This is a genomic window from Rhizobium sp. JAB6 (assembly GCF_003024605.1).
Taxonomy (GTDB): Bacteria; Pseudomonadota; Alphaproteobacteria; order Rhizobiales; family Rhizobiaceae; genus Rhizobium.
The window spans coordinates 866,794-888,283 of record NZ_PYJQ01000001.1 but is presented as its reverse complement, the minus strand read 5'-3'; the positions used below and the strand labels follow the sequence as shown (position 1 = coordinate 888,283).

The 21,490-nt window shown below is 60.6% G+C and carries 26 protein-coding genes; 13 read left to right on the top strand and 13 right to left on the bottom strand.

Annotated elements, in window-relative coordinates:
• The first annotated feature begins 88 nt into the window (after positions 1 to 88).
• From mutY to C7U61_RS04335, 3 genes are read left to right on the top strand one after another with little or no spacing between them, the layout of a single operon-like run.
• The gene (gene mutY, locus C7U61_RS04345) at positions 89 to 1,204 is read left to right on the top strand and encodes an A/G-specific adenine glycosylase (protein ID WP_181315788.1); all 1,116 of its coding nucleotides are present in this window, start codon (positions 89 to 91) and stop codon (positions 1,202 to 1,204) included.
• A complete protein-coding gene (locus C7U61_RS04340) occupies positions 1,201 to 1,815 on the top strand; it encodes an HAD family phosphatase (RefSeq protein WP_106996863.1) in 615 nt (204 codons plus the stop codon). The genes mutY and C7U61_RS04340 overlap by 4 nt, the downstream gene beginning before the upstream one ends.
• Positions 1,816 to 1,819: 4 nt before the next feature.
• Positions 1,820 to 2,185: a nuclear transport factor 2 family protein gene (locus C7U61_RS04335; protein ID WP_106996862.1), complete on the top strand. Its 366-nt coding sequence runs from the start codon at positions 1,820 to 1,822 to the stop codon at positions 2,183 to 2,185.
• 128 nt (positions 2,186 to 2,313) lie between these two features.
• Here C7U61_RS04335 and C7U61_RS04330 read toward each other — a convergent pair whose 3' ends face one another.
• From C7U61_RS04330 to C7U61_RS04320, 3 genes are all read right to left on the bottom strand, one after another.
• On the bottom strand, positions 2,314 to 3,444 hold the full coding sequence (locus C7U61_RS04330; protein ID WP_106996861.1) for a site-specific DNA-methyltransferase: 1,131 nt from the start codon (positions 3,442 to 3,444) through the stop codon (positions 2,314 to 2,316).
• A 157-nt stretch (positions 3,445 to 3,601) separates the two neighbouring features.
• Positions 3,602 to 3,949, bottom strand: coding sequence for an antibiotic biosynthesis monooxygenase (locus C7U61_RS04325; RefSeq protein ID WP_106996860.1), 348 nt, complete (start codon positions 3,947 to 3,949; stop codon positions 3,602 to 3,604).
• On the bottom strand, positions 3,946 to 4,275 hold the full coding sequence (locus C7U61_RS04320) for an NIPSNAP family protein (RefSeq protein WP_106996859.1): 330 nt from the start codon (positions 4,273 to 4,275) through the stop codon (positions 3,946 to 3,948). Before C7U61_RS04320 ends, C7U61_RS04325 begins: the two co-directional genes overlap by 4 nt.
• A 72-nt stretch (positions 4,276 to 4,347) precedes the next feature.
• Between C7U61_RS04320 and C7U61_RS04315 the strand changes: the two genes are divergently transcribed.
• Positions 4,348 to 5,061, top strand: coding sequence for a helix-turn-helix transcriptional regulator (locus C7U61_RS04315; protein WP_106996858.1), 714 nt, complete (start codon positions 4,348 to 4,350; stop codon positions 5,059 to 5,061).
• Between the two features lie 8 nt (positions 5,062 to 5,069).
• Here the strand turns inward: C7U61_RS04315 and C7U61_RS04310 are convergent, their stop codons facing one another.
• The 4 genes from C7U61_RS04310 to C7U61_RS19450 all read right to left on the bottom strand — a co-directional run bounded on the left by C7U61_RS04310 (position 5,070) and on the right by C7U61_RS19450 (position 7,272).
• Positions 5,070 to 5,495, bottom strand: coding sequence for a DUF1284 domain-containing protein (locus tag C7U61_RS04310; protein WP_106996857.1), 426 nt, complete (start codon positions 5,493 to 5,495; stop codon positions 5,070 to 5,072).
• The gene (locus tag C7U61_RS04305) at positions 5,492 to 6,082 is read right to left on the bottom strand and encodes a biotin transporter BioY (RefSeq protein ID WP_106996856.1); all 591 of its coding nucleotides are present in this window, start codon (positions 6,080 to 6,082) and stop codon (positions 5,492 to 5,494) included. The genes C7U61_RS04310 and C7U61_RS04305 overlap by 4 nt, the downstream gene beginning before the upstream one ends.
• 262 nt (positions 6,083 to 6,344) lie before the next feature.
• Entirely contained in the window at positions 6,345 to 7,013 is a 669-nt protein-coding gene (locus C7U61_RS04295) for a GntR family transcriptional regulator (RefSeq protein ID WP_106996854.1), read from the bottom strand.
• Positions 7,014 to 7,122: 109 nt separating this feature from the next.
• Complete coding sequence (locus tag C7U61_RS19450; RefSeq protein ID WP_162703346.1) at positions 7,123 to 7,272, bottom strand: hypothetical protein; 150 nt, start codon at positions 7,270 to 7,272, stop codon at positions 7,123 to 7,125.
• On the opposite strand from C7U61_RS19450, the gene C7U61_RS04290 reads away from it, so the two are divergent.
• Positions 7,271 to 7,963 (top strand): HAD family hydrolase, encoded by a 693-nt coding sequence (locus tag C7U61_RS04290; RefSeq protein ID WP_106996853.1) that lies wholly within the window; start codon positions 7,271 to 7,273, stop codon positions 7,961 to 7,963. The genes C7U61_RS19450 and C7U61_RS04290 overlap by 2 nt on opposite strands.
• A 98-nt stretch (positions 7,964 to 8,061) precedes the next feature.
• Here C7U61_RS04290 and C7U61_RS04285 read toward each other — a convergent pair whose 3' ends face one another.
• Positions 8,062 to 8,682, bottom strand: a complete 621-nt coding sequence (locus tag C7U61_RS04285) for a hypothetical protein (protein ID WP_106996852.1) — start codon at positions 8,680 to 8,682, stop codon at positions 8,062 to 8,064.
• Positions 8,683 to 8,995: 313 nt separating this feature from the next.
• On the opposite strand from C7U61_RS04285, the gene thrC reads away from it, so the two are divergent.
• The 4 genes from thrC to C7U61_RS04265 are packed head-to-tail and all read left to right on the top strand — an operon-like array spanning position 8,996 to position 15,287.
• On the top strand, positions 8,996 to 10,393 hold the full coding sequence (gene thrC / locus C7U61_RS04280; RefSeq protein ID WP_106996851.1) for a threonine synthase: 1,398 nt from the start codon (positions 8,996 to 8,998) through the stop codon (positions 10,391 to 10,393).
• 20 nt (positions 10,394 to 10,413) lie between these two features.
• The gene (locus tag C7U61_RS04275; protein ID WP_106996850.1) at positions 10,414 to 11,712 is read left to right on the top strand and encodes a pitrilysin family protein; all 1,299 of its coding nucleotides are present in this window, start codon (positions 10,414 to 10,416) and stop codon (positions 11,710 to 11,712) included.
• A 51-nt stretch (positions 11,713 to 11,763) separates the two neighbouring features.
• Complete coding sequence (locus C7U61_RS04270) at positions 11,764 to 12,378, top strand: GNAT family protein (RefSeq protein WP_106996849.1); 615 nt, start codon at positions 11,764 to 11,766, stop codon at positions 12,376 to 12,378.
• A gap of 26 nt (positions 12,379 to 12,404) precedes the next feature.
• Positions 12,405 to 15,287 carry an EAL domain-containing protein gene (locus C7U61_RS04265; protein ID WP_245410737.1) on the top strand — a complete coding sequence of 961 codons (2,883 nt, stop codon included), beginning with the start codon at positions 12,405 to 12,407 and terminating at the stop codon, positions 15,285 to 15,287.
• A 7-nt stretch (positions 15,288 to 15,294) separates the two neighbouring features.
• Here the strand turns inward: C7U61_RS04265 and C7U61_RS04260 are convergent, their stop codons facing one another.
• From C7U61_RS04260 to C7U61_RS04250, 3 genes are all read right to left on the bottom strand, one after another.
• Positions 15,295 to 16,350, bottom strand: coding sequence for a putative zinc-binding metallopeptidase (locus C7U61_RS04260; RefSeq protein ID WP_106996847.1), 1,056 nt, complete (start codon positions 16,348 to 16,350; stop codon positions 15,295 to 15,297).
• A 134-nt stretch (positions 16,351 to 16,484) separates the two neighbouring features.
• The gene (locus C7U61_RS04255) at positions 16,485 to 16,676 is read right to left on the bottom strand and encodes a CsbD family protein (protein ID WP_106996846.1); all 192 of its coding nucleotides are present in this window, start codon (positions 16,674 to 16,676) and stop codon (positions 16,485 to 16,487) included.
• Between the two features lie 94 nt (positions 16,677 to 16,770).
• Positions 16,771 to 17,376 (bottom strand): YqgE/AlgH family protein, encoded by a 606-nt coding sequence (locus C7U61_RS04250; RefSeq protein ID WP_106996845.1) that lies wholly within the window; start codon positions 17,374 to 17,376, stop codon positions 16,771 to 16,773.
• Between the two features lie 140 nt (positions 17,377 to 17,516).
• On the opposite strand from C7U61_RS04250, the gene C7U61_RS04245 reads away from it, so the two are divergent.
• On the top strand, positions 17,517 to 18,344 hold the full coding sequence (locus C7U61_RS04245) for a protein-disulfide reductase DsbD domain-containing protein (RefSeq protein ID WP_106996947.1): 828 nt from the start codon (positions 17,517 to 17,519) through the stop codon (positions 18,342 to 18,344).
• A gap of 82 nt (positions 18,345 to 18,426) precedes the next feature.
• The gene (locus tag C7U61_RS04240; RefSeq protein WP_106996844.1) at positions 18,427 to 18,912 is read left to right on the top strand and encodes a peroxiredoxin; all 486 of its coding nucleotides are present in this window, start codon (positions 18,427 to 18,429) and stop codon (positions 18,910 to 18,912) included.
• 32 nt (positions 18,913 to 18,944) lie between these two features.
• On the opposite strand, the gene C7U61_RS04235 is transcribed toward C7U61_RS04240, so the two are convergent.
• Positions 18,945 to 19,271, bottom strand: a complete 327-nt coding sequence (locus tag C7U61_RS04235; protein ID WP_106996843.1) for a type II toxin-antitoxin system RelE/ParE family toxin — start codon at positions 19,269 to 19,271, stop codon at positions 18,945 to 18,947.
• Entirely contained in the window at positions 19,272 to 19,517 is a 246-nt protein-coding gene (locus C7U61_RS04230; protein WP_106996842.1) for a type II toxin-antitoxin system ParD family antitoxin, read from the bottom strand.
• A 310-nt stretch (positions 19,518 to 19,827) separates the two neighbouring features.
• Here C7U61_RS04230 and C7U61_RS04225 point away from each other — a divergent pair, with 310 nt between their 5' ends.
• Together C7U61_RS04225 and C7U61_RS04220 are read left to right on the top strand one after the other, a co-directional pair.
• Positions 19,828 to 20,610 carry an ABC transporter ATP-binding protein gene (locus C7U61_RS04225; protein ID WP_106996841.1) on the top strand — a complete coding sequence of 261 codons (783 nt, stop codon included), beginning with the start codon at positions 19,828 to 19,830 and terminating at the stop codon, positions 20,608 to 20,610.
• Positions 20,607 to 21,479: a metal ABC transporter permease gene (locus tag C7U61_RS04220; RefSeq protein ID WP_106996840.1), complete on the top strand. Its 873-nt coding sequence runs from the start codon at positions 20,607 to 20,609 to the stop codon at positions 21,477 to 21,479. Before C7U61_RS04225 ends, C7U61_RS04220 begins: the two co-directional genes overlap by 4 nt.
• Positions 21,480 to 21,490: the final 11 nt, after the last annotated feature.

Sequence of the window (21,490 nt, the reverse complement as noted above, 5' to 3'; positions counted from 1 at the left end):
GGCTTTCGGTACATGCTTTGTGCATCGCAGACCTTGATCCTCCGACGCAGCTTGGCCAAGTATAGAGCACTTCCCCTCGACGCGGCAAATCATGACCACGACTTTAGAATCCCCCACGGCCGCATCCCTGCTTGCCTGGTACGACCGACACCACCGCGACTTGCCCTGGCGGGTCTCGCCGCCGATGGCCGCACGCGGCATCAAGCCCGACCCCTATCGCATCTGGCTGTCGGAAGTGATGCTGCAGCAGACGACCGTGCCGGCGGTCAAATCCTATTTCGCGAAATTCCTGGAGCGCTGGCCGACCGTCAATGATCTTGCGGCCGCTGCGAATGAAGACGTCATGGCGGCCTGGGCTGGGCTCGGCTATTACGCCCGTGCCCGCAATCTGAAAAAATGCGCCGAAGCAGTTGCAGCAGATCATGGCGGCCACTTTCCAGATACCGAGGAGGGTCTGCGCGCGCTGCCGGGTATCGGCGATTATACATCTGCCGCCGTTGCCGCCATCGCGTTCAATCGCCAGGCAGCCGTGATGGACGGCAATGTCGAGCGGGTCATTTCCCGTCTCTACGCGATCTCGGCGCCACTGCCGGGCGCCAAGCCGCTGATGAAGCAGAAGGTCGCACTGCTCACACCCACCGACCGGCCGGGCGATTTTGCTCAGGCGATGATGGATCTCGGCGCGACGATCTGCACGCCGAAGCGCCCGGTCTGTTCGCTCTGTCCCTTCAACGGCGCCTGTCAGGCGCTCGCCACGCATGACCCGGAGCACTTCCCCGTCAAGGCGGCAAAGAAAGCGAAGCCGGTGCGTCAGGGCGCGGCTTTCGTCGCCGTTAGTGACGAAGGCGAAATCTTCCTGCGCCGCCGCATCGAAAGCGGGCTGCTGGGCGGCATGACGGAAGTGCCGACAACGGGCTGGACGGCGCGGATCGACGGCGAGACCGGCATCGAGGCAGCCCCCTTCCCGGCCGACTGGCAGCCGGCAGGCACGGTGACGCATGTCTTTACCCATTTCGAATTGAGACTATCGATCTGGCGCGCCAAGTCAGTCTCGCAGGAGGACAACCATGACGGATGGTGGGCGCCGGTTACAAATCTTGAAGACCAGGCACTGCCGACAGTCATGAAAAAAGCGATCGCTCAGGCTATTCCCAATGCGTTCGCAAAAATGCGTTTGGACCAGAAATCAGGAATTCATTCATGACGACGGAAATACGGCATATCGTTTTCGATATCGGCAAGGTTCTCATCCACTATGATCCAAACCTGCCCTACAGCCGGATCATTCCGGACAATGCCGAACGCGAATGGTTCTTCGCCAATGTCTGCACCCATGAATGGAACCTCGAGCAGGATCGTGGCCGCACCTGGAGCGATGCCGAAGCGCTGCTGATCGCCGACCATCCGGAGCGCGAGGAACAGATCCGCAGCTTCCGCAAATATTGGCACGAGATGGTGCCGCATGCCTATGATGACAGCGTCGCCATTCTGGAACAGCTTATCGCGGAAGGCCGCGACGTCACCATGCTGACCAATTTCGCCTCCGACACCTTTCGCGAGGCGCAGGAGCGCTATCCCTTCCTCAAGAAGCCGCGCGGCGTGACGGTTTCCGGCGACATCGGTCTGATCAAGCCGGATGTGGCGATCTACGAAACCCATGCCAAGAGCTTCGACCTCGATCCGGCCTCGACGATCTTCATCGACGATTCCTATCCGAACGTCGAGGGCGCGCGCGCTGCCGGATGGCATTCCGTTCACTTCACCGGCGCCGAGAAGCTGCGAAGCGACCTCGCCGCCCATGGCATAAAGGTTTGACCCGATGACCTTCGATCCAGCAGAGCGTATCGAGCTGTTCCATGACGCGATCAATCGCCTGGACTACGAGGCGATCGAGAATTTCTTCGCCGAGAATGCGACCTATGTATCGAACGGTGTCGGCAGCCTCGCCGGCCGGGCGGCGATCATGGAAGCCTTCCGCGGCTATTTCGACACCTACCCCGATCAGACGGCATCGAATTCCCTGGTGGAAACGCTGACGCCGCTGTCCGGTCGTGCCGTCTGGTCGGTTCGTGCCACCAACAGCAAGACGGGCAAGCCGCTGATCCGCGAAGGCGAGGAAACGATCACCTTCAACGAGGACGGCCGCGTCGTGCGGGTCGACGTTACGGACTATCAGGAATTCTGATAGCTGAAGCTGACAAGATGCCCAGGGCCTTACCGGCGAAATTCCGGTAAGGCCCTGGGCATTTCACCTTCTTCCCTGACTGGAGGTACACGGAGAAGGCGGATATGTTTGCGGGAAATGACCGAGGATTATTCCACCTTGGCCAGATCGCTGCGGATGATGGCTCTGAGTTCGTCGATTGGACGCAGGGAACGCCCGTCGTCGAAATGCCAGAACATCCACCCGTTGCATGCATCAAGGCCCTGGACCTTCGCGCCAAGGCGATGAATGGAACCGGCCTCGCCGCCGGAGGCGACCGTGCCGTCGGCGCGTACGATGGCGCTGTAGCGGCGCTTGGCATCGGTCAGCACCTGGCCGGGCTTGACGAGGCCGCTCTCGATAAGCACGTTGAACGCAACGCGGACCTCGGCCTTCTTGCCTGTCATGACGGTCAGTTCCGCCTTGCCGAGCGGCTCGACGGCTGCGATGCGGGCGCTGGCCGCGTCGATATAATCTTGCTCACGCTCGATGCCGACGAAGTGGCGGCCGAGGCGCTTGGCGACGGCGCCGGTCGTGCCCGATCCGAAGAAGGGATCGAGGATGATGTCGCCGGGCTTGGACGAGGCCATGATGACACGGGCCAGCAGAGCTTCCGGCTTCTGCGTCGGATGCACCTTCTTGCCGTCGTCGCCCTTCAGGCGCTCATTGCCGCTGCAGATCGGAAACAGCCAGTCGGAGCGCATCTGCACATCGTCATTGGCGGCCTTCATGGCGTCGTAGTTGAAGGTATAGCCCTTCGCCTTGGCGTTCGGGCTCGCCCAGATCATCGTCTCATGCGCGTTCTGGAAACGGCGACCCTTGAAATTCGGCATCGGATTGGTCTTGCGCCAGACGATGTCGTTCAAGATCCAGAAATTCAGATCCTGCATGGTCGCACCGACGCGGAAGATATTGTGATAGGAACCGATGACCCAGATCGTACCCGTCGGCTTCAGGACGCGGCGGCAGGCGAGCAGCCAGGCGCGGGTGAAGGCATCATAGGCTTCGAAGGAGGCAAACTGGTCCCACTCGTCATCGACGGCATCGACCAGCGACTGGTCCGGACGGTGCAGCGTGCCGCCAAGCTGGAGATTGTACGGCGGGTCGGCAAAGATGACGTCGACGGATTGGTTGGGGAGTGCCTCAAGAGCGGCCACGCAATCGCCCTTGATGATCGTGTCGATCCAGGACCCGGGAACTGTGGAGGTCCTGAGGTCGGCAAGCGGGAAAACTGACGCCATGTGATACTCGCTGTTACACTTACTCGGTGCTCTTAACTGAGCGTTATGGTTACCTAACTTGGTTACCAAAGACTAAAGCGGCGGCATATTTTCCAGTTTCCCGACGAAGCCGCCGGGAATGCAGACCTCGTCGAAAGGCGCTATCGCTTTGAAAGCCCTAGTTATCGTGCACTGGGTGGCTATCGTCGGGCGCTTCCGCCCGTTCCGTCATCCCATAATCGCGAAGCACCTGCGCGACGCGCAAACGATAATCGGCAAAAACCGTCTTGCGGCCAGCTTTCTGCGCGGCACGATGCGCTTCGCGGTTTCGCCATTCGCGCACGGCAGCTTCGTCGCGCCAGAAGGACAGGGACAGGATCTTGCCCGGATGGCTGAGGCTTTCAAAGCGCTCGATCGAGACGAAGCCGTCGATCGTTTCCAGTTCCGAACGCAGCGTTGCTGCGATATCGAGATAGTGCTGACGTTCGTCGGGATGGGGAATGACTTCGAAAATGACTGCGATCATGGCGATATCCTCGGAGCGTGCGGCAGGGAGATATTTTTTAGGAAGATGCGATCCTCCTGCAAGATGAAACGCTCGCGGCGGGCTAGATCAAGATTGGCCTGCGCCAGCGGATCGGCGGCGAGGCTCTTGCGATAGGCCTCGTAGGCGGCGAGATTCTCGATATTGTAGATGCCGTAGGCCGTCGTCAGCGAGCCCTCATGCGGGGCGAAATAGCCGATAAGATCGGCGCCGTTGCGCGGGATGATCTGGCCCCAGGCCTTGCCATATTCCGCGAAAGCCTCCTGCTTGAAGGGATCGATCTGATAGCGGATGAAACAGGTGATCATTGGCTTTCTCCTTTGCTGATGAGAGTGTTTTCTCACATTGCAGGACGGAGATGGTTCGGTTACGATCGAAGTATGAAAGAAGGTCCAGACATAGCACAGATCGGCTCGCTGATCGGCGATCCCGCACGAGCGAACATTCTGACGGCGCTGATGGGCGGTCGGGCGTTGACGGCAACCGAGCTGGCGGCGGCTGCCGGCGTGACGCTGCAGACGGCGAGCGCCCATCTTTCCAAGCTCGAAACGGGCGGCCTGCTGGCGCAACGCAAGCAGGGCCGTCATCGCTATTTCACGCTGGCGGACGATCGCGTCGGCAAGCTGCTCGAGGGCATCATGGGCTTTGCCGCGAGCCGCGGTCATCTGCGCCATCGTCCCGGCCCGAAGGAGCCGGCGCTGCGCAAGGCGCGCATCTGCTACGATCATCTGGCCGGCGATTATGGCGTGCGCATGCTCGACAGCCTGATAGAGGCAGGATCGATTTCCGCCGTGGGAGAAGGTCTGAGCCTGACGGCCGATGGCGAAAGGCATCTGGGATCGATCGGCATCGACATCTCCGGATTGCGCTCCAGCCGCCGCCCGCTTTGCCGATCCTGCCTGGATTGGAGCGAGCGACGGGCGCATCTGGCCGGCAGTCTCGGCAAGGCGCTGCTTTCGAATTTCCTCGACAAGGGATGGGCGCGGCGCACCGAAAACAGCCGCTCGATCTTCTTCACACCCGAGGGCGAGCGCCGCTTTCTGGCGCTTTTTCCGCTTGAGTTAAGTGATGAGGTCACACGACCCGAGCCGTAGGATGAACCTTAGTCTGCCTTGATCAGGACACCACTGAAATCGCTGTCAGCAATGCGGCTGCAGAGCTCACCCCATTCGCAGCCCAGGCAAGCGTGACGGATTTCGCCGCTGGCGAAATTGCGGCGCAGCTTGGAAAGCAGTCTGGCATCCGGCACCAACACAGTGCCAGAGCCGATCTCCTCCCCCAGCAATGCCGCGATGTCGGCAAGAGCCGCCGCATCCCGCTCGATGACCGAAGCCTTGAAGCAGTGCGGTTCTTCCTCGCCAAGCAGCGGCGCGCAGATGTCATCCGGGCCGGAGACCAGTTTGATCTCCTCCCCTTCCGACAGCCGCTCGGCGATGCGGCGATAATTGTCGGTGAATGCCGAGGTATAGCCTTCACCGACGAAGGTCAGCATGCAGAGCAGATGGTGGGCACGAAGCCTGACAATCAATTCAGACGCGCCTTGCCGCCGTAGATCTGGACGGTCTTCAGCACCGCAGCCGCAAGGGCGGATTTGAGCACGGCGCCGAGGATGAATGGCGCCACGCCAAGCAGCCAGCCTTTTTCCGCGCCGATCAATGCCGCCAGCCACGCGCCGCCGATGGCGAGGCAGAGAATGTTGGCCGAGAGATGGGCGAGAAAGCTGCGCACGACGCGGTTGCCGCTCCAGCCGCGCTCGGCAAGCCAGCCGGCGAGGGCAGCGATGATCGGGAAGGAGGCCAGATAACCCGCCGTCGGCCCCATAAACGGCGCAATGCCGCCTGCCCCGCCGGCAAGAACCGGAAAGCCGATCGCAGCTTCACCCAGCCAGGCGAGAACCGTGACTGCACCAAGACGCCAGCCATAGAGCCCGCCGATCATAGTGATCGCGAATGTCTGCATGGTGATCGGCACCGGCACCATCGGCACTGCGATTTGCGATGCCAACGCCAGAATCAGCGTTCCGGCGAGAACGAACGCAGTCTTGGCAACAAGCGAACGCTGGCCGAGACGAAGCGGATCGAAAGCGACTTCATCATGATGCTGCAATAGAGACATGGGCTCTCCTTTCAAATTATAGATAATTTTCCGATCTCATCTATTTTATGGGAGAGATCGCAAAATCAGGCAAGTGGCAAGCGCTCAAAATTCTGAGCAATCTTGAGATCATATTGGAAAACAAGAGCAATAAATCTAGGGAGCGCGGCGAACCGCGGCTCGGCCCCGGCCAAGGCGCGGTGGGCGACAGAGCGATCGAATCCCTCGTAAAGCACCGTTGCCGGGGGAATGCTCAGCCATCCATCCTAAGTTATCTATAATTTCAGCCGACGATTGCGAAGGCGTCGCGCGTCGATCCGGAAGGCGTGCGCACCGGCGCGCGACCGATCCACTGCACATGCTTTTGCAGGATCCCAGCCGCCTCGTCGGCCCGTCCGTGGCGCAGCGCCGCCAGAATGGCGCGGTGATCGTGATCGGTGCGTTTTTCCCAGCCGGATTGCCAGGCGGAGAAGAGAAAGCGAGCGCTCGCGGCATGCAGGTCGTCGATGGCCGCGAGCAGCCGCGCCATGCCGCAGGGCGCCAGGATCAGGCGGTGGAAACGGCGATTCGCCTCCTCCCAGGCATGGACGTCGCCGGCGGCATCACCGTCGCGCGTGGCCTGCTCGGCCTCGTCCAGGATGGCTGAAGTCAGATGCGGCGCCGCGTGCTTGAGAGCGAGTCCCTCGAGGGCTGCGCGCATTTCCGCAACCTCGCGGACTTCCTTGAGATCGAAGGAGGCGACGCGTACGCCACGGCGCGGAAGGCTGATCGCCAACCCCTGCGCCTCCAGCCGCCGGAACGCCTCGCGCACCGGCACATGGCTGGTGCCGAACTCTTCGGCGATGTGATCCTGCCGCAGGCGGGCATCGGGCGCGATCTCGCCGCGGATGATGCGGTCGGCAAGCACCCGGCTGATGCGGCTGGCAATAGTGTCGTCGCGCTCCTTGGCCATGGCCGATCCTTAAAGGCGGGCCAATCCGATGTCGAGGGCCGATGTCGAGGGTCGGCGTCGAGCGACAAGAAATCGTCATCACCTCTTTCGCACACTTCGACCCTTTCGCTCATTGCAGCGCAGCCATGCCCGCCAATTGGTTGAGCTTTACCGGCATATCGTGTAAAGCGCGGCGGTCATTTTTGAGAGCACGCCCCGAAACACCAATGGTTTCCTGCAGCGTGCCGAACCAAGCCACATCAAAGGCAGCAATTTTCATGAGCAATGGCTTCGATCTCATCATCTTCGACTGCGACGGCGTTCTGGTCGATTCGGAAATCATCGCGGCCGAGGTCGAATCGAAGCTGCTGACCGATGCCGGCTACCCGATCAGCACCGAGGAAATGGGCGAGCGCTTCGCCGGCATGACCTGGCGCAACATTCTGTTCGAAGTCGAGCGCGAGGCGAGCATTCCGCTTTCCGCTTCACTCCTCGACAAATCGGAAAAGCTGCTCGACCTGAAGCTTGCCAGCGACGTTCAGCCTATTCCTGGCGTTCCGCAGGCGCTCTCGCGCCTGCCGATGCCGCGCTGCATCTGCTCGAATTCGAGCTCCGCCCGCCTCGAGATGATGCTGACGAAGGTCGGCTATCTCAAACTCTTTGCGCCGCATATCTACTCCGCCAAGGATCTCGGCGCGGACCGAGTAAAGCCCAAACCGGACATCTTCCTGCACGGCGCCAAACAGATGAATGTCAGCCCGGCGAACACGATCGTCGTCGAAGATTCCGTCCACGGCGTTCACGCCGCGCGCGCCGCCGGCATGCGCGTCATCGGCTTCACCGGGGCATCTCATACCTATCCCTCGCATGCCGACCGCCTGACCGATGCAGGCGCCGAAACCGTCGTCAGCCGCATGGCCGACCTGCCCGGCGTCGTCATGGCGCTCGCGGAATGGGACGGCGTGCTCTGAGGCAATAGGCATGTTGGGGCTATAGTGCCGGCGGCAGCAAGGACAAGGTGATCTTTTCCTACTGCCTACTGCCTACTGCCTACTAGCTGACCCCAACTTTAGTGACGCTTCTTGCGTACCGGCTTCGCACCCTTCACGGGCTTCTGCGGGCCCTGATCGAAGCCGATCTGGACGATGGTGAAGCCGCCGGAGCCGCCGGCAATCTGGATATCGTTATCTGTGAAGAGGAATTGCGCCGTGCTTTCGCCTGGCGGAATATCCGCCGTATACATAATGGTCTTGCTATAGAGCGCATTGTCGTTGTCCATGACGGCAACATGGATCGGCAGGGTAATCTTGCCGGAGCCGCCCATGGGACCGGCAACCAGGCGTCCCTGCGCCACGACATGAATGCCGAGGCTGGTGCCGTCCGTGGTGCACTGGCGGGTCGCCTCAGCCAGCGAAGCTTGGTAGATCAGCTGTTTCGGGTCGTCCTTGGCGCCCTTGGCGTAGGTGCGATAGACCGAATCCTCGTCGCGGATGACAGCCTGCGGGCACTTGCCTGCAACATAGGCCTGGCCGCCGGTCGGAGCCGCCGTCGCGGCGCTTGCTTGCGGCGCTACCGTTACATCCGTTGCCGGCTGTTTTTCACTGTTGCCGCCGATGCCGAGAGTGCTGCAGCCCGTCAGCAATGCCAGAAGGGAAGCGGAGAAAAGACGACGCGAAACCTTGCCAAACACTATTATTCCACCCTCTCCATATAATTTCACATTATCGGCCCGCAGCCTGTCAAACGGGCCTTTTATGACACTTGGCGATGGTCTATACCAGCGACACAGCGAAAAATCGATTGGGTAGACACCGTTTGGCTCACTTTTCGAGATCGACAGATTGCCACAAGCGGCCCCCACCAGGCGCTGATCGGACCCGCCTTGCGCAAACACGAAAACCACGCGGTTGATCCGACGCAAAAAGACCGGCCGCCGTCGCTTCGTTCCTCTACCCTCTCAATCGATCACTCAGGCAATTTTGCGACCAAAGGAATTCTAGACCGTGGACTACATTTCAACGCGGGGAGAAGCCCCTGCCCTTGGCTTCTGCGACGCTCTTCTGGCCGGCCTTGCTCGTGACGGCGGGCTTTATGTTCCCCGTGAATGGCCTGTGCTGACGAAGAAGGAAATCCGTGCCTTCCGCGGCAAGAGCTATCAGGATATCGCTTTCGCCGTCCTTTCGCCTTTCACCAATGGCGAGATCCCGGCCGATGTCTTCCGCGGCATGATCGACGATGCTTATGCCACCTTCCGGCATCCGGCAGTGGCGCCGCTCGTTCAGACCGGACCGAACAGCTTCGTCATGGAGCTTTTCCACGGCACCACGCTCGCTTTCAAGGATGTCGCCATGCAGCTGCTGGCGCGGCTGATGGATTATGCGCTGGAGAAGCGCGGCCAGCGGGCCACCATCGTCGGCGCGACCTCGGGCGATACCGGCGGCGCGGCGATCGACGCCTTTGCCGGGCGAGAGCGAACCGACATCTTCATTCTCTTCCCGCATGGTAAAGTCTCGCCGGTGCAGCAGCGGCAGATGACCACCTCGACGGCGGCAAATGTGCATGCGCTGGCGATCAAGGGCAATTTCGACGACTGCCAGAATCTCGTCAAAGCCATGTTCAACGACGCCGCTTTCCGCGACAAGGTCAAGCTTTCGGGCGTCAATTCCATCAACTGGGCGCGAATCATGGCGCAGGTGGTCTATTATTTCACGACAGCCGTCGCCCTTGGCGGTCCGGATCGGAAAATCTCGTTCACTGTACCCACGGGCAATTTCGGCGATATTTTCGCCGGCTATGTCGCCAAGCGCATGGGCCTGCCGATCGAAAGACTGGTTATCGCCACCAATGAGAACGATATCCTGGCACGTATGCTGAAAACCGGGCGCTATGAGATGCGGTCCGTCAAGGCAACCACCTCGCCCTCGATGGATATTCAGATCTCCTCCAACTTCGAGCGGCTGCTGTTCGAGGCCAACGGCCGCGACGCCTCCAAGGTGCGCGCCGCCATGGAGAGCCTGAAGCAGTCGAACGGATTTTCCGTCAGCGAAGAGGCACTGAAGCTCATCAGGAAGGATTTCCGCGCCGGCCGCGCCAGCGAGAAGCAGGTGGCCGAAACGATCCGTCAGACCCTTGCCGATACGGGCTATCTGCTCGATCCGCATACGGCGATCGGCGTCTTCATTGCCGGCAAGAACGAGCGTCCCAGCAGCCCGATGGTGACACTGGCGACGGCCCACCCGGCAAAATTCCCCGCCGCAGTAAAATCCGCATCCGGTATTGACCCGGCGCTTCCGACGTGGCTTGCTGGTCTGATGACCAGGGAGGAGCGTTTCGACATTCTCGATCCGGAACTTAAAGCCGTTGAAAACTTTATCGGCAAGCATATCCGGACCGGCGAATAACAGACGCGGAAAGACAGGCGATGACAGTGGAGTGCACCCGGCTAGCGTCCGGGCTGACAGTAGCGACCCAATCGATGCCACACCTCGAAAGCGTGGCCCTCGGCGTTTGGATCAAGTCGGGTTCGCGCAACGAGACCGAAGCAGAACACGGTATCGCGCATCTGCTCGAACATATGGCGTTCAAGGGTACGGCGCGGCGCTCCGCCCGGGAGATCGCCGAGGAAATCGAGAATGTCGGCGGCGAAGTCAACGCCGCCACCTCGACCGAAACTACGTCCTATTATGCCCGCGTGCTGAAGGACCATGTGCCGCTTGCCGTCGATATTCTCGCCGATATCCTGACGGAGTCGGCTTTCGAGGAAGAAGAGCTGGCGCGCGAAAAGCAGGTCATCCTGCAGGAAATCAATGCCGCCAACGATACGCCCGACGATGTCGTCTTCGACAAGTTTTCGGAGGTCGCCTATCGCGATCAGACGCTTGGGCGCGCCATTCTAGGCACGCCGGAAACCGTCCTCTCCTTCTCGCCGGAACAGATCCGCCATTACCTCGGCCGCAACTACACGACGGACCGCATGTTCGTGGTGGCGGCCGGCGCGGTTGACCATGAAAGCTTCGTGCGGCAGGTCGAAGAGCGCTTCTCCAGCCTGCCGACTAAACCGTCCGCTCCGCCCGTTGTCGAGCCGGCGCGCTATATCGGCGGCAACATTCGCGAAACGCGCGACCTGATGGATGCGCAGATCCTGTTGGGCTTCGAAGGCCGCGCCTATCACACCCGCGATTTCTACTGCTCGCAGATTCTCGCAAACATCCTCGGCGGCGGCATGTCCTCGCGGCTCTTCCAGGAAGTGCGCGAATTCCGCGGCCTCTGTTATTCGGTCTATGCCTTCCATTGGGGCTTCTCCGACACCGGCATCTTCGGCATCCATGCCGCGACCGGCGGCGAGAACCTGCCGGAGCTGCTGCCCGTCATCGTCGACGAGCTGCATAAATCCTCCCATGACATTCAGCAGCAGGAAATCGAGCGGGCTCGAGCCCAGATCCGCGCACAGCTCTTGATGGGCCAGGAAAGCCCGGCCGCCCGCGCCGGCCAGGTCGCCCGGCAGATGATGCTTTATGGCCGCCCCATCCCGAACCAGGAGATGCTGGAGCGCCTGGAAGGCATCACGATCGAGCGCCTGACGGATCTTGCCGGCCGCCTGTTCTTCGATACAGTACCGACGCTTTCTGCGATCGGGCCGCTGGAGCAGCTTGCACCGATGGAAGACATCGTCACCTCGCTGTCGTCGCCGGCCCCTGCCTCCAGAAGCGCAAGCGGCTAAGGGCACGCCGGCAGGCCTATGGGTGCAATTCTCGGGGGAGTGCTTGGCGGCATGCAAAAATCTGTCTTTCGGTTTCTCTCACGTCATTCGGACGCGGTTGAACTCGAAAACGACAATTATTTGCTGCGTCTGCCGCGCTACTCCGACTTCAATCAATGGCACAAGCTTCGGGCGGAAAGCCGCCGCTTTCTCGAACCCTGGGAGCCTACGTGGCGCCACGACGAGCTGACAGAGGGCGCCTATCGGGCGCGTATCATTCGGGGCAAGCAGGAATACAGTTCCGGTCAGGCCATACCGCTCTTCATTTTTCTAAGGGAAAACATGACGCTGGTTGGCGGCATCACGATCGGCTATATTCGCCGCGGTGCTGCGCAGAGCTGCATGATCGGGTATTGGATGGGCGAGCGCTACTCCGGTCAGGGACATATGTTCGCCGCACTTCAGTTGGTTATACCCTATATCTTTTCCGGACTTGAGTTGCACCGAATTGAAGCAGCCTGTATTCCGGATAACGAGCGTAGCATGCGGCTTTTGCAAAAAGCCGGTTTCCAGCGGGAAGGTCATTTGCGCGGTTATCTTAAAATCAACGGTCAGTGGCGCGACCATGTGATGTTTTCAAGGTTGGCATCCGATACCAACCCGAACCAAAGCTTTGACCAGCGATGATCGCCGGAATCATGCAGACATGGCCGATGGCCAGGCGGCTATCCGCGCTAACCTCTACGCTTGCAGCCATTTTGCTGCTGCTCATCGCCGGAATGGCGCATGCCGCAGAGCCCGTCAAGATTTCCCGCGACGATACGGCGCTCGACCTGACGGCGACAACCGAGATCTACACCAATCAGGGTGAAGCCTTTCAGGTTTCGACCGCTGCCGGCGCCGATGGCATCCGCCGCCGCATCGAGGTCCGCTCCTCCTCGCCGAACCACCAAGGCGACTGGGCGGTCTTCGCGCTCGCCAACGTTTCAGAAGAGCAGCTCGAGCGCGTCATCGTCGCCCCGCATTTCCGCCTGGTGAATTCGAAGGTCTTCTGGCCCGATCTCGGCTCGCAGCGCATCGTCGCGATCACGCCGAGCGAAGGCTTCGCGCTCGACCGTCAGCCGAGCGACGAAGCGGACGTTTTCCGCATTACGCTGAATCCCGGCGCGGTCGTCACCTTCGTTGCCGAGCTTTCGTCACCGAACCTGCCGCAGCTCTATCTGTGGGAGCCGAACGCCTACAAGGATACGGTCAACGCCTTTACGCTCTATCGCGGCATCGTGCTCGGCATTGCCGGCCTGCTGGCGGTGTTCCTGACCATCCTTTTCGTGGTCAAGGGAACCTCGATGCTGCCAGCGACGGCGGCGCTTGCCTGGGCGGTGCTCGGCTATATCTGCGTGGACTTCGGCTTCCTCGGCAAGCTCATCAGCCTCACCTCGAGCGACCAGCGAATATGGCGCGCCTGCGCGGAGGTGGCGCTCGCCTCCAGCCTGGTGATCTTCCTCTTCACCTATCTCAATCTCAATCGCTGGCACGCTCATCTCGGCTATGTGACGCTTGCCTGGGTGCTCGGTCTAGCGCTGCTCTTCGGTGTGGCGATCTACGATCCGTCGATTGCCGCCGGCATCGCCCGACTGTCGCTGGCGCTGACCGCGACGGCGGGCCTGCTCCTCATCATTTATCTCGGCTTCAGCCGTTATGATCGGGCCATCCTGCTCGTGCCCGCCTGGGCGCTGATCCTCGTCTGGTTGTTCGGGGCCTGGATGACGGTCATGGGCAAGCTCGACAACGACATCATCCAGCCCGCACTCGGCGGCGGCCTCGTGCTGATCGTGCTGCTGATCGGCTTCACTGTCATGCAGCACGCCTTTGCCGGCGGCGCATTCCAGCAGGGCCTGTTCTCCGATTTGGAGCGGCAATCCCTGGCTCTCACAGGTTCCGGCGATACCGTCTGGGATTGGGACGTGGCGCGCGACCGTGTCGTGACGACGCCCGACATCTCGCTGAAGCTCGGCCTTTCGCCCGGCACCATGCATGGCGCCGCGCGCAACTGGCTGCCGCGCCTGCATCCCGATGATCGTGACCGCTTCCGCGCCACGCTCGACGTGCTTCTGGAACACCGGCGCGGCCGGCTGAATCATGAATTCCGCATTCGTGCAGAGGATGGACATTTCCATTGGCTGTCGATCCGCGCCCGGCCGGTGCTCGGCTCCAACGGCGAGATCATTCGCTGCGTCGGCACCATTGTCGACATTACCGAGCAGAAGAATTCGATCGAACGGCTGCTGCACGACGCCGTGCACGACAATCTCACCGGACTGCCGAACCGACAGGTCTTTCTCGACCGCTTGCAGTCCGTACTGACGCTTGCCTCGGACGGCAATCAGCTCAGGCCGACGGTCATCGTCATCGATATCGACCGCTATAAGCTCGTCAACGATACCCTTGGCTTTGCCGCAGGCGACAATATCCTGATCGCGCTGACGCGGCGTCTTCGCCGGCTGATGAAGCCGCAGGATACGCTTGCCCGCCTTTCGGGCGACCAGTTCGGCCTCATCCTCGTTTCCGAACGCGATCCCGCCAAGGTCGCCGACTTCGCCGACGCGATCAGCAAGGCCATCATGGTGCCGATCAATTTCGCCAATCGCGAAATCATCCTGACGGCATCTGTGGGACTGACGTCCTGGGTGGATCAGCAGGAGAACGCGACGGGTATGCTGAGTGACGCGGAGCTCGCCATGTACCGCGCCAAGCGCGCCGGCGGCAATCGCGTCGAACCGTTCCAGCCGGCCTTCCGCAGCTTCGGCACCGACCGGCTGCAGCTGGAAACCGATCTGCGCCGCGCGGTCGAACGAAAGGAACTCTCGCTCGTCTACCAGCCGATCGTTCGGCTCGAAGATGCCGAGATTGCCGGCTTCGAGGCGCTGATGCGCTGGGAGCATCCAAAGCGGGGTAATATTCCGCCGTCGGAGTTCATCCCGATCGCCGAAGCTTCCGATATCATCGGTCCGCTCGGCATGTTCGCGCTCGAGCAGGCAACGAACGACCTGAAGGCATGGCAGCGACAGACCGGCGACCTGCCGCTCTTCGTCTCCATCAATCTTTCCAGCGTACAGCTGCTCAACAACGAGCTTTACGACGATATCCGCGCCCTGCTCGCCAAGACCCATTGCGATCCGCACCGGATCAAGCTGGAGCTGACGGAATCGCAGGTTATGGAGAATCCGGAGCAGGCGCGATTGGTGCTCGATAAGCTGCGTGAAGCCGGGATCGGCCTCGCGCTCGACGATTTCGGCACCGGCTATTCCTCCCTCGCCTATCTCACCCGCTTTCCCTTCGACACGATCAAGCTCGACAAGGCGATGGTCAGAGACGATAGCGACAAGAAGGCGGTTCTGCTGCGTTCGGTCATCTCCATGGCGCGAGAACTCAACATGCGCGTCGTCGCCGAAGGCATCGAATCGGAAGAGGATGCGCTGGAGCTTGCCAAGATCGGCTGCACCTATGGTCAGAGCTTCATCTTCGGCCCGCCGATGGGTTCGGATTCCGTGGTCCGCCTGCTAAAGGAACGCTTTCCGCTGACGAAGCGCGCCTGAGTCTTGATCAGGCGCTGTCGATCAATTCCCTGATATAGTCGAGCTTGGCAACTACCGGCGGCGAGAGGATGAAGGGATAGGAATCCGGCTGCCCCATGCTGCGCTGGATGGAATTGATCGCCACGCTCAACGGGATCCAGGCATTGACGAGCTGCTCGGCGCTTTTAGCCTTATAGGGGTCGAAGTCCACTTCGGCCGCCATGTCGTGATAGCGGTGAGGATCGATCGCCAAGCCGAAGGAGCGCGCCGTTTCCAGCGTATCCACGATGTGCAGATAATGCGCGAAGCATTCCGCGAAATCTTCCCAGGGATGGGAGCTGGCATAGGCGCTGATGAAACTTTCCTGCCAGTTCGCGGGCGGCCCGTTCTCGTAATGAGCCTGAAGTGCCAAACCATAGTCGGCGCGCTCGTCGCCGAAGACGGCGCGAAAGGCATCGAACTGATCGCGGTCGCGGACAAGCTTGTTCCAGATGAAATGACCGATCTCATGGCGGAAGTGGCCGAGCAAGGTGCGATATGGCTCGTTCATCGAGGTACGCGCCTGTTCGCGCGTCACATCGTCGGCCTCGGCGGCTCGGATCGCGATCAGTCCCTCCTCATGACCGGTCATCGCCGGGACCACGGTATCGCCCTGCACCTCATCCTCGAGAAAATCGAAGACGAGCCCACTTTGGGGGTCCTGCTGCCGATCGGGATGCGGCAGGTTCCAGCGCAAGAGCGAATAGAACAAATGCCGCTGCGCCTGGCCCATACGCCTCCAGCGATCTACGCCCTGTTCAGTGCCGGTGTTCGGCACGAGACGATTGTGCCGGCAGGCGACGCAATAGGGTTGCGGATCGTCCGCATCGATGAGCCAATTGCAGATATCGAGTCCGGCGTTCGCGCAAAACCGCACATGGTGTGCCGGCTCGGACACCGGATGCCAATTGGCGGCATTTTCAGCTTCCAGCGCGTATATCGCCAGGCGATCCGGAATGAAACCGAGCTGATGGCCGCAGCGGACGCATTGTCTGTTATCGAAGTGAACGGGCTGGCCGCAATGGTCGCAGGTGAAAAGCCGCATGCGTACCCTCGGAAAATTATTGGCCGACAGTAAAGAGCCTGCCACGTTTCCGTAACAGGCCCTTCCTCCCATTACCGCCGCTACAACATCCATCCTGACGGAGCGGCGATCATGGATCTGGCAAATGCAAGCAGTCACATCCGGTCGACTGCACCCTTGACCTTATCCTTCGCCTTGCCAACGGCGCTCTGCATCTTGCCTTTGGCTTCCTGGGCAGAACCCTTGGCGCGCATTTCCTTGTCATCGGTCGCCTTGCCGGCCGCCTGCCTGGCCTTACCGGCCATTTCATTCATCTTACCGGACACCTTGTCGGTCGTGCTGCTCATCTCTGACGCCTCCTTGCCTGAGACGGCGGAATTGCCGTCGGTGACAAGAAAACGTCACCTAGGCTATTTCGTTCCAAAATAGCGGCATATCGGCTCAGCTATGCCCCGCCTGCAGCGATAGCATCGCAGGATTGATGCCCATCAGAGCCAGCGCGCGATCATACTTGTTGTCGAGACTTCGATCGAAGATCAGCTCTTCGTTTGCCGGGCAATTCAGCCAGCCATTATTTCCGATCTCGGCTTCGAGCTGGCCTGCGCCCCAGCCGGCATAGCCGAGCAGCATCGTGGCACGTTTCGGGCCGCTCCCCCTGGAAATCGCCCGTACGATATCGAGCGTCGCCGTCAGGCTGATGTCGTCGCTGACCGGGATGCTGCTGTCGCTGATATAGTCGTCCGAATGCAGAACGAAACCTCGGCCGCTTTCGACGGGACCGCCGGTTTGGATAGGGAAGTCGCGCGCCCTCTGCGGCAGCACGATCGCGTCGTCGTCCTTGATCATTTCGAGATGTAGCAGCACATCGGTGAATGTCAGCTTCTGAGCCCGATTGATGACGAAGCCCATGGCACCGGCATCGGAATGGGCGCAGATATAAATCACCGTTCGATGGAAATTCCGATCCTCCATGCCCGGCATGGCGATCAGGAACTGACCGTCGAGAAAACCTCTTTCGCGTCTATTCTTCAGCGTTGATAGGGACATTGTGCCTCCTGACCGCAGTCCGCAACTGCACCGCCTATGATCAAGATGGGGCAATGTCATAAATCAATCAACTGAAAATGATCATTTGGCTCTTCGTCCGCGCTGGCTCCTGGCAGCTCGATCGGCTAAATCCTTGCTGCATGATCGAAATAAGTACCATTGCCCGCCTGACGGCCCTTCTCGCCACTTTCTTTTGCGGGACCGCGGCGGTCCATGCCGCAACGAGCGACTGGGTAGACAATCAGGGCGGCAGAATGCGTCTGGTTGCGCTGGCGCCGGACACCCAAGGGCATATCCGCGCCGCCTTGCAGATCGAACCGGAGCCGGGCTGGATCACCTATTGGCGCGAGCCAGGTCAGGGCGGAATTCCGCCGCAAATAACGCCGGCACCGGGCAGCGGCGTAACATTGGCAAGGGCGAGCTACCCGGTACCGAAACCAATCAGCGTCGGCCCTGTCCGGGAAATCGGCTACGACGCTCCGGTCACGTTTCCGCTCGATCTTCGCGTCACCGGCGAGGCACCGGACAAGCTCGAATTGACGGCTTTCGTCGGCCTCTGCAAGGATATCTGCATCCCCTTCCAGGCCGAATATTCCTTGCCCTTGCCGGCAAATGCACAACCGACCTCGCGCGAGCTGGCCTTGCTCGATGCGGCGCAGGCGGTGCTTCCCGAAGCCCCCTCCGCGGATTTCGCAATCCAGAATTATCAGATCTCAGCTGACGCCAAGAGCCTCTCGCTGCGGCTGACGCTGCCGGAAGCGGGAGGAAAGGCGCCCGAAATCTACGTCACGGGGCCATCGGGCTATGTATTCTTTCAGCAGGCGAATGCAAAGCACGAGGGAACCACCTTCTCGGCCGATATCGAGATCGGCAAGCTGCCGAAGGATTACGATCCGAAGGGCAAGAGCTGGGGCATCCTCGTTGTCGATGGCGACCGGGCGATGGAAACCACTCTTGCGCTGGAATAGGCCGGATCTATAGTTCTCTGAACCGTCTTCATGCCATCGGCGGCCATTCGAGCGCCCCGAAACAACGACCAAGGAGAGTGCCATGACTATCGCCATCGGCGACACGCTGCCTGCCGCCACCTTCAAGGAAAAAACCGCCGACGGCCCGGTCGAGATCAGCACCGAACAGCTCTTTGCCGGCAAGCGCGTCGTGCTCTTCGCCGTGCCCGGTGCGTTTACGCCCACCTGCTCGCTCAATCACCTGCCGGGCTTTCTCGAAAACCGCGACACCATTCTCGCCAAGGGCGTCGATGACATCGCCGTCGTTTCCATCAACGACTGGCACGTGATGGGCGCCTGGGCACAATCGTCCGGCGGCATGGGCAAGATACACTTCCTCGCCGACTGGGACGGCTCCTTCACCAAGGCTCTCGGTCTTGAGGCCGATCTTTCTGCCGGCGGCCTTGGCATTCGTTCCAAGCGTTATTCCATGCTGGTGGAAGACGGTGTGGTGAAGACGCTGAACATTGAGGAAAGTCCCGGCCAAGCGACGGTTTCGGGCGCCGCTGCGATGATGGAGCAGCTTTAAGATTTTGATGGATGGAAGAAATAAGGGGCGTCTCAAAAGCGCCCCTTGTTTTTGTCTTCATCATTGAAATAACTGTCGAAATCACGATGTCCTTCGAACACATTCAAAACCTCGAAAACATCGTCGACATAGCGGAAAAAGATCATATGCCCACGAAATGCGAAGCTGCGGATATCGTCTCTCAGTTCCGGGCGCGGACGGCCCATTTGACCGGGTAAGGCCGCAAGACTTGCGCATTTGCGGCGTAGCTCCGCTGTGAATTTCAAAGCGACCTTTGGACTGCCGCTTTGACGCGCTATGAATACAAGAATATCCAGGATGTTATCTTGCGCAGCGGCTGTATAACGAAGCCGAGGCACTCAAGTGCTTTCTTTTGCCAGTTCGGCAGCCTTGGCTTCCAAAGCGGCGCCAAGCTCCTCGTCAGATATATCGCCGCCGCGATCGATCGATGCCTCCAGAGTACGCCGCAGAGCTGCTATTTTGGCTTCACGCTCCTCTACGAGCCGGAGACCTTCGCGCACAACCTCGCTCGCGGAGCTGTAACGACCCTCTTCCACCGTTCTCTCGACGAATTTTTCCCAGCGTTCACCGATAGAAACATTCATAAGCGTCTCCCTTCCCGATCGCCGAACCAGGTCACCGAATAGCAATTAATGCACCGTATATAGCATTGTCGGTGGAAAGAACCAATTGCCAGGGCTCAACCGTTATCAATTTCCCATCCGCCTCTTTTTTGCCGCATTTCGTCGGCTACTACCCCGTAATGTTATTACATAATGAAAGCTCGGGAATGCCCTTTAACCGTGATCCCTTCGCATCGTCCCTCATGGGACGCTCGGCTCTGATGCGCCTTGCCTACGTGGCCATTGGCGTAGCGTTACTCTGGGGGGCAATCGGCTGGGCAGTGGCGCTGGCATGAGCGACATCATCCGCCTCGACAATCTCACCGTCACCTATGAGCGTCATCCCGCCGTGCATCACATCTCGGGCGGCTTTGCGGCCGGCAGTCTGACGGCGATTGCCGGGCCGAACGGGGCGGGAAAGTCGACCCTGCTCAAGGCCATCGTCGGCGAATTACGGCCGGCGGAAGGGTCGATCGATCGAGGGGCGCTGACGCGCAACGATTTCGGCTACCTGCCGCAAGTGTCCGATATCGTCAGACGCTTTCCAATTTCGGTCGCCGATACCGTCATGCTAGGCACCTGGAAGAATGCCGGTGCTTTCGGCCAATTTTCCCGAGAGGATGCCGAGCGGGCGCGCGAGGCGCTTGGCATTGTCGGGCTCTCGGGTTTCGAAAAAAGGCATATCGGCTCACTTTCGGCCGGACAGTTCCAGCGCGTGCTCTTTGCGCGGCTGCTGCTGCAGGATGCCCGTGTCATCCTGCTGGACGAACCCTTCACGGCGATCGACCAGCGGACGACGCGCGATCTTCTCGACCTCGTGCTGCAATGGAACGGGGAGGGGCGCACCGTCATCGCCGTGCTGCACGATTTCGAGCAGGTGCGAAGCTATTTCCCGGAAACGCTGCTGATCGCCCGCGAACTCGTGGGATGGGGAAAGACGCAGGATATCATGAGCCCCGGCAATCTCATCGAGGCGCGCGCCATGGCCGAGCACTGGGACGAGGAAGCCGAGACATGCCTGCCGGAAGAAGAGCATGACGAAGGCGGCCTCGTGAAGCGGGAGCTGTGCGAATGACCATATACGACGTCTTCCTCGCGCCCTTTGCGGATTATGGTTTCATGCGGCGCGCGCTGATCGCGTGTATTTGCCTCGGCCTCGGCTCAGGGCCGATCGGCGTCTTCCTGATGCTCCGGCGCATGAGCCTGATGGGCGATGCCATGAGCCACGCCGTCCTGCCTGGCGCCGCCATCGGCTATCTCATTGCCGGCTCTCTTTCGCTGACCGCCATGGGGCTGGGCGGCCTTGTCGCCGGCCTTTCGGTGGCGCTGCTGTCAGGCCTCGTCAGCCGCACGACGGTGCTGCAGGAGGATGCGAGTTTCGCGAGCTTCTATCTGGCCTCGCTGGCGCTTGGCGTTCTCATCGTATCGCTGCGCGGCTCCAACATCGATCTCCTGCATGTGCTCTTCGGCACCATCCTCGCAATCGACGCCCCTGCCCTCTACCAGATCGGCGCGATCACCACGGCGACGCTGCTGACGCTCGCCGTCATCTACCGCCCGCTCGTGATGGAATGCTTCGATCCCGGTTTCCTGCGGGCCGTCGGCGGGCGCGGGCCGCTTTATCACTTCCTGTTCCTGCTGCTCGTCGTTCTCAATCTCGTCGCCAGCTTCCAGGCGCTCGGCACGCTGATGGCCGTCGGGCTGATGATGTTGCCCGCGGCCGTGGCGCAGCTCTGGTCGCGCGGCCTGCCCGCCATGATGATGATCGCGACAGGAACGGCGATGGCGTCAGGCTATGTCGGCCTCATCGCCTCCTACCATCTCGAATTCGCGTCAGGCCCGACCATCATCATCACCGCCAGCTTGATCTACGGCTTTTCCATTCTCTTCGCACCCTCGGGCCTTGCCCGGCGGCTCTTCCCCCGTCCCCATCTCCGGGGCTAATCCGAACAAGG

Excerpts from the sequence above, each read along its gene's own strand:
- C7U61_RS04340 (WP_106996863.1), top strand. The coding sequence starts at position 1,201 with ATGACGACGGAAATACGGCATATCGTTTTCGATATCGGCAAGGTTCTC.
- C7U61_RS04335 (WP_106996862.1), top strand. The coding sequence starts at position 1,820 with ATGACCTTCGATCCAGCAGAGCGTATCGAGCTGTTCCATGACGCGATC.
- C7U61_RS04330 (WP_106996861.1), bottom strand. The coding sequence starts at position 3,444 with ATGGCGTCAGTTTTCCCGCTTGCCGACCTCAGGACCTCCACAGTTCCC.
- C7U61_RS04325 (WP_106996860.1), bottom strand. The coding sequence starts at position 3,949 with ATGATCGCAGTCATTTTCGAAGTCATTCCCCATCCCGACGAACGTCAG.
- C7U61_RS04320 (WP_106996859.1), bottom strand. The coding sequence starts at position 4,275 with ATGATCACCTGTTTCATCCGCTATCAGATCGATCCCTTCAAGCAGGAG.
- C7U61_RS04315 (WP_106996858.1), top strand. The coding sequence starts at position 4,348 with ATGAAAGAAGGTCCAGACATAGCACAGATCGGCTCGCTGATCGGCGAT.
- C7U61_RS04305 (WP_106996856.1), bottom strand. The coding sequence starts at position 6,082 with ATGTCTCTATTGCAGCATCATGATGAAGTCGCTTTCGATCCGCTTCGT.
- C7U61_RS04295 (WP_106996854.1), bottom strand. The coding sequence starts at position 7,013 with ATGGCCAAGGAGCGCGACGACACTATTGCCAGCCGCATCAGCCGGGTG.
- C7U61_RS04290 (WP_106996853.1), top strand. The coding sequence starts at position 7,271 with ATGAGCAATGGCTTCGATCTCATCATCTTCGACTGCGACGGCGTTCTG.
- C7U61_RS19450 (WP_162703346.1), bottom strand. The coding sequence starts at position 7,272 with ATGAAAATTGCTGCCTTTGATGTGGCTTGGTTCGGCACGCTGCAGGAA.
- C7U61_RS04275 (WP_106996850.1), top strand. The coding sequence starts at position 10,414 with ATGACAGTGGAGTGCACCCGGCTAGCGTCCGGGCTGACAGTAGCGACC.
- C7U61_RS04270 (WP_106996849.1), top strand. The coding sequence starts at position 11,764 with ATGCAAAAATCTGTCTTTCGGTTTCTCTCACGTCATTCGGACGCGGTT.
- C7U61_RS04265 (WP_245410737.1), top strand. The coding sequence starts at position 12,405 with ATGGCCAGGCGGCTATCCGCGCTAACCTCTACGCTTGCAGCCATTTTG.
- C7U61_RS04260 (WP_106996847.1), bottom strand. The coding sequence starts at position 16,350 with ATGCGGCTTTTCACCTGCGACCATTGCGGCCAGCCCGTTCACTTCGAT.
- C7U61_RS04255 (WP_106996846.1), bottom strand. The coding sequence starts at position 16,676 with ATGAGCAGCACGACCGACAAGGTGTCCGGTAAGATGAATGAAATGGCC.
- C7U61_RS04250 (WP_106996845.1), bottom strand. The coding sequence starts at position 17,376 with ATGTCCCTATCAACGCTGAAGAATAGACGCGAAAGAGGTTTTCTCGAC.
- C7U61_RS04245 (WP_106996947.1), top strand. The coding sequence starts at position 17,517 with ATGATCGAAATAAGTACCATTGCCCGCCTGACGGCCCTTCTCGCCACT.
- C7U61_RS04240 (WP_106996844.1), top strand. The coding sequence starts at position 18,427 with ATGACTATCGCCATCGGCGACACGCTGCCTGCCGCCACCTTCAAGGAA.
- C7U61_RS04230 (WP_106996842.1), bottom strand. The coding sequence starts at position 19,517 with ATGAATGTTTCTATCGGTGAACGCTGGGAAAAATTCGTCGAGAGAACG.
- C7U61_RS04225 (WP_106996841.1), top strand. The coding sequence starts at position 19,828 with ATGAGCGACATCATCCGCCTCGACAATCTCACCGTCACCTATGAGCGT.
- C7U61_RS04220 (WP_106996840.1), top strand. The coding sequence starts at position 20,607 with ATGACCATATACGACGTCTTCCTCGCGCCCTTTGCGGATTATGGTTTC.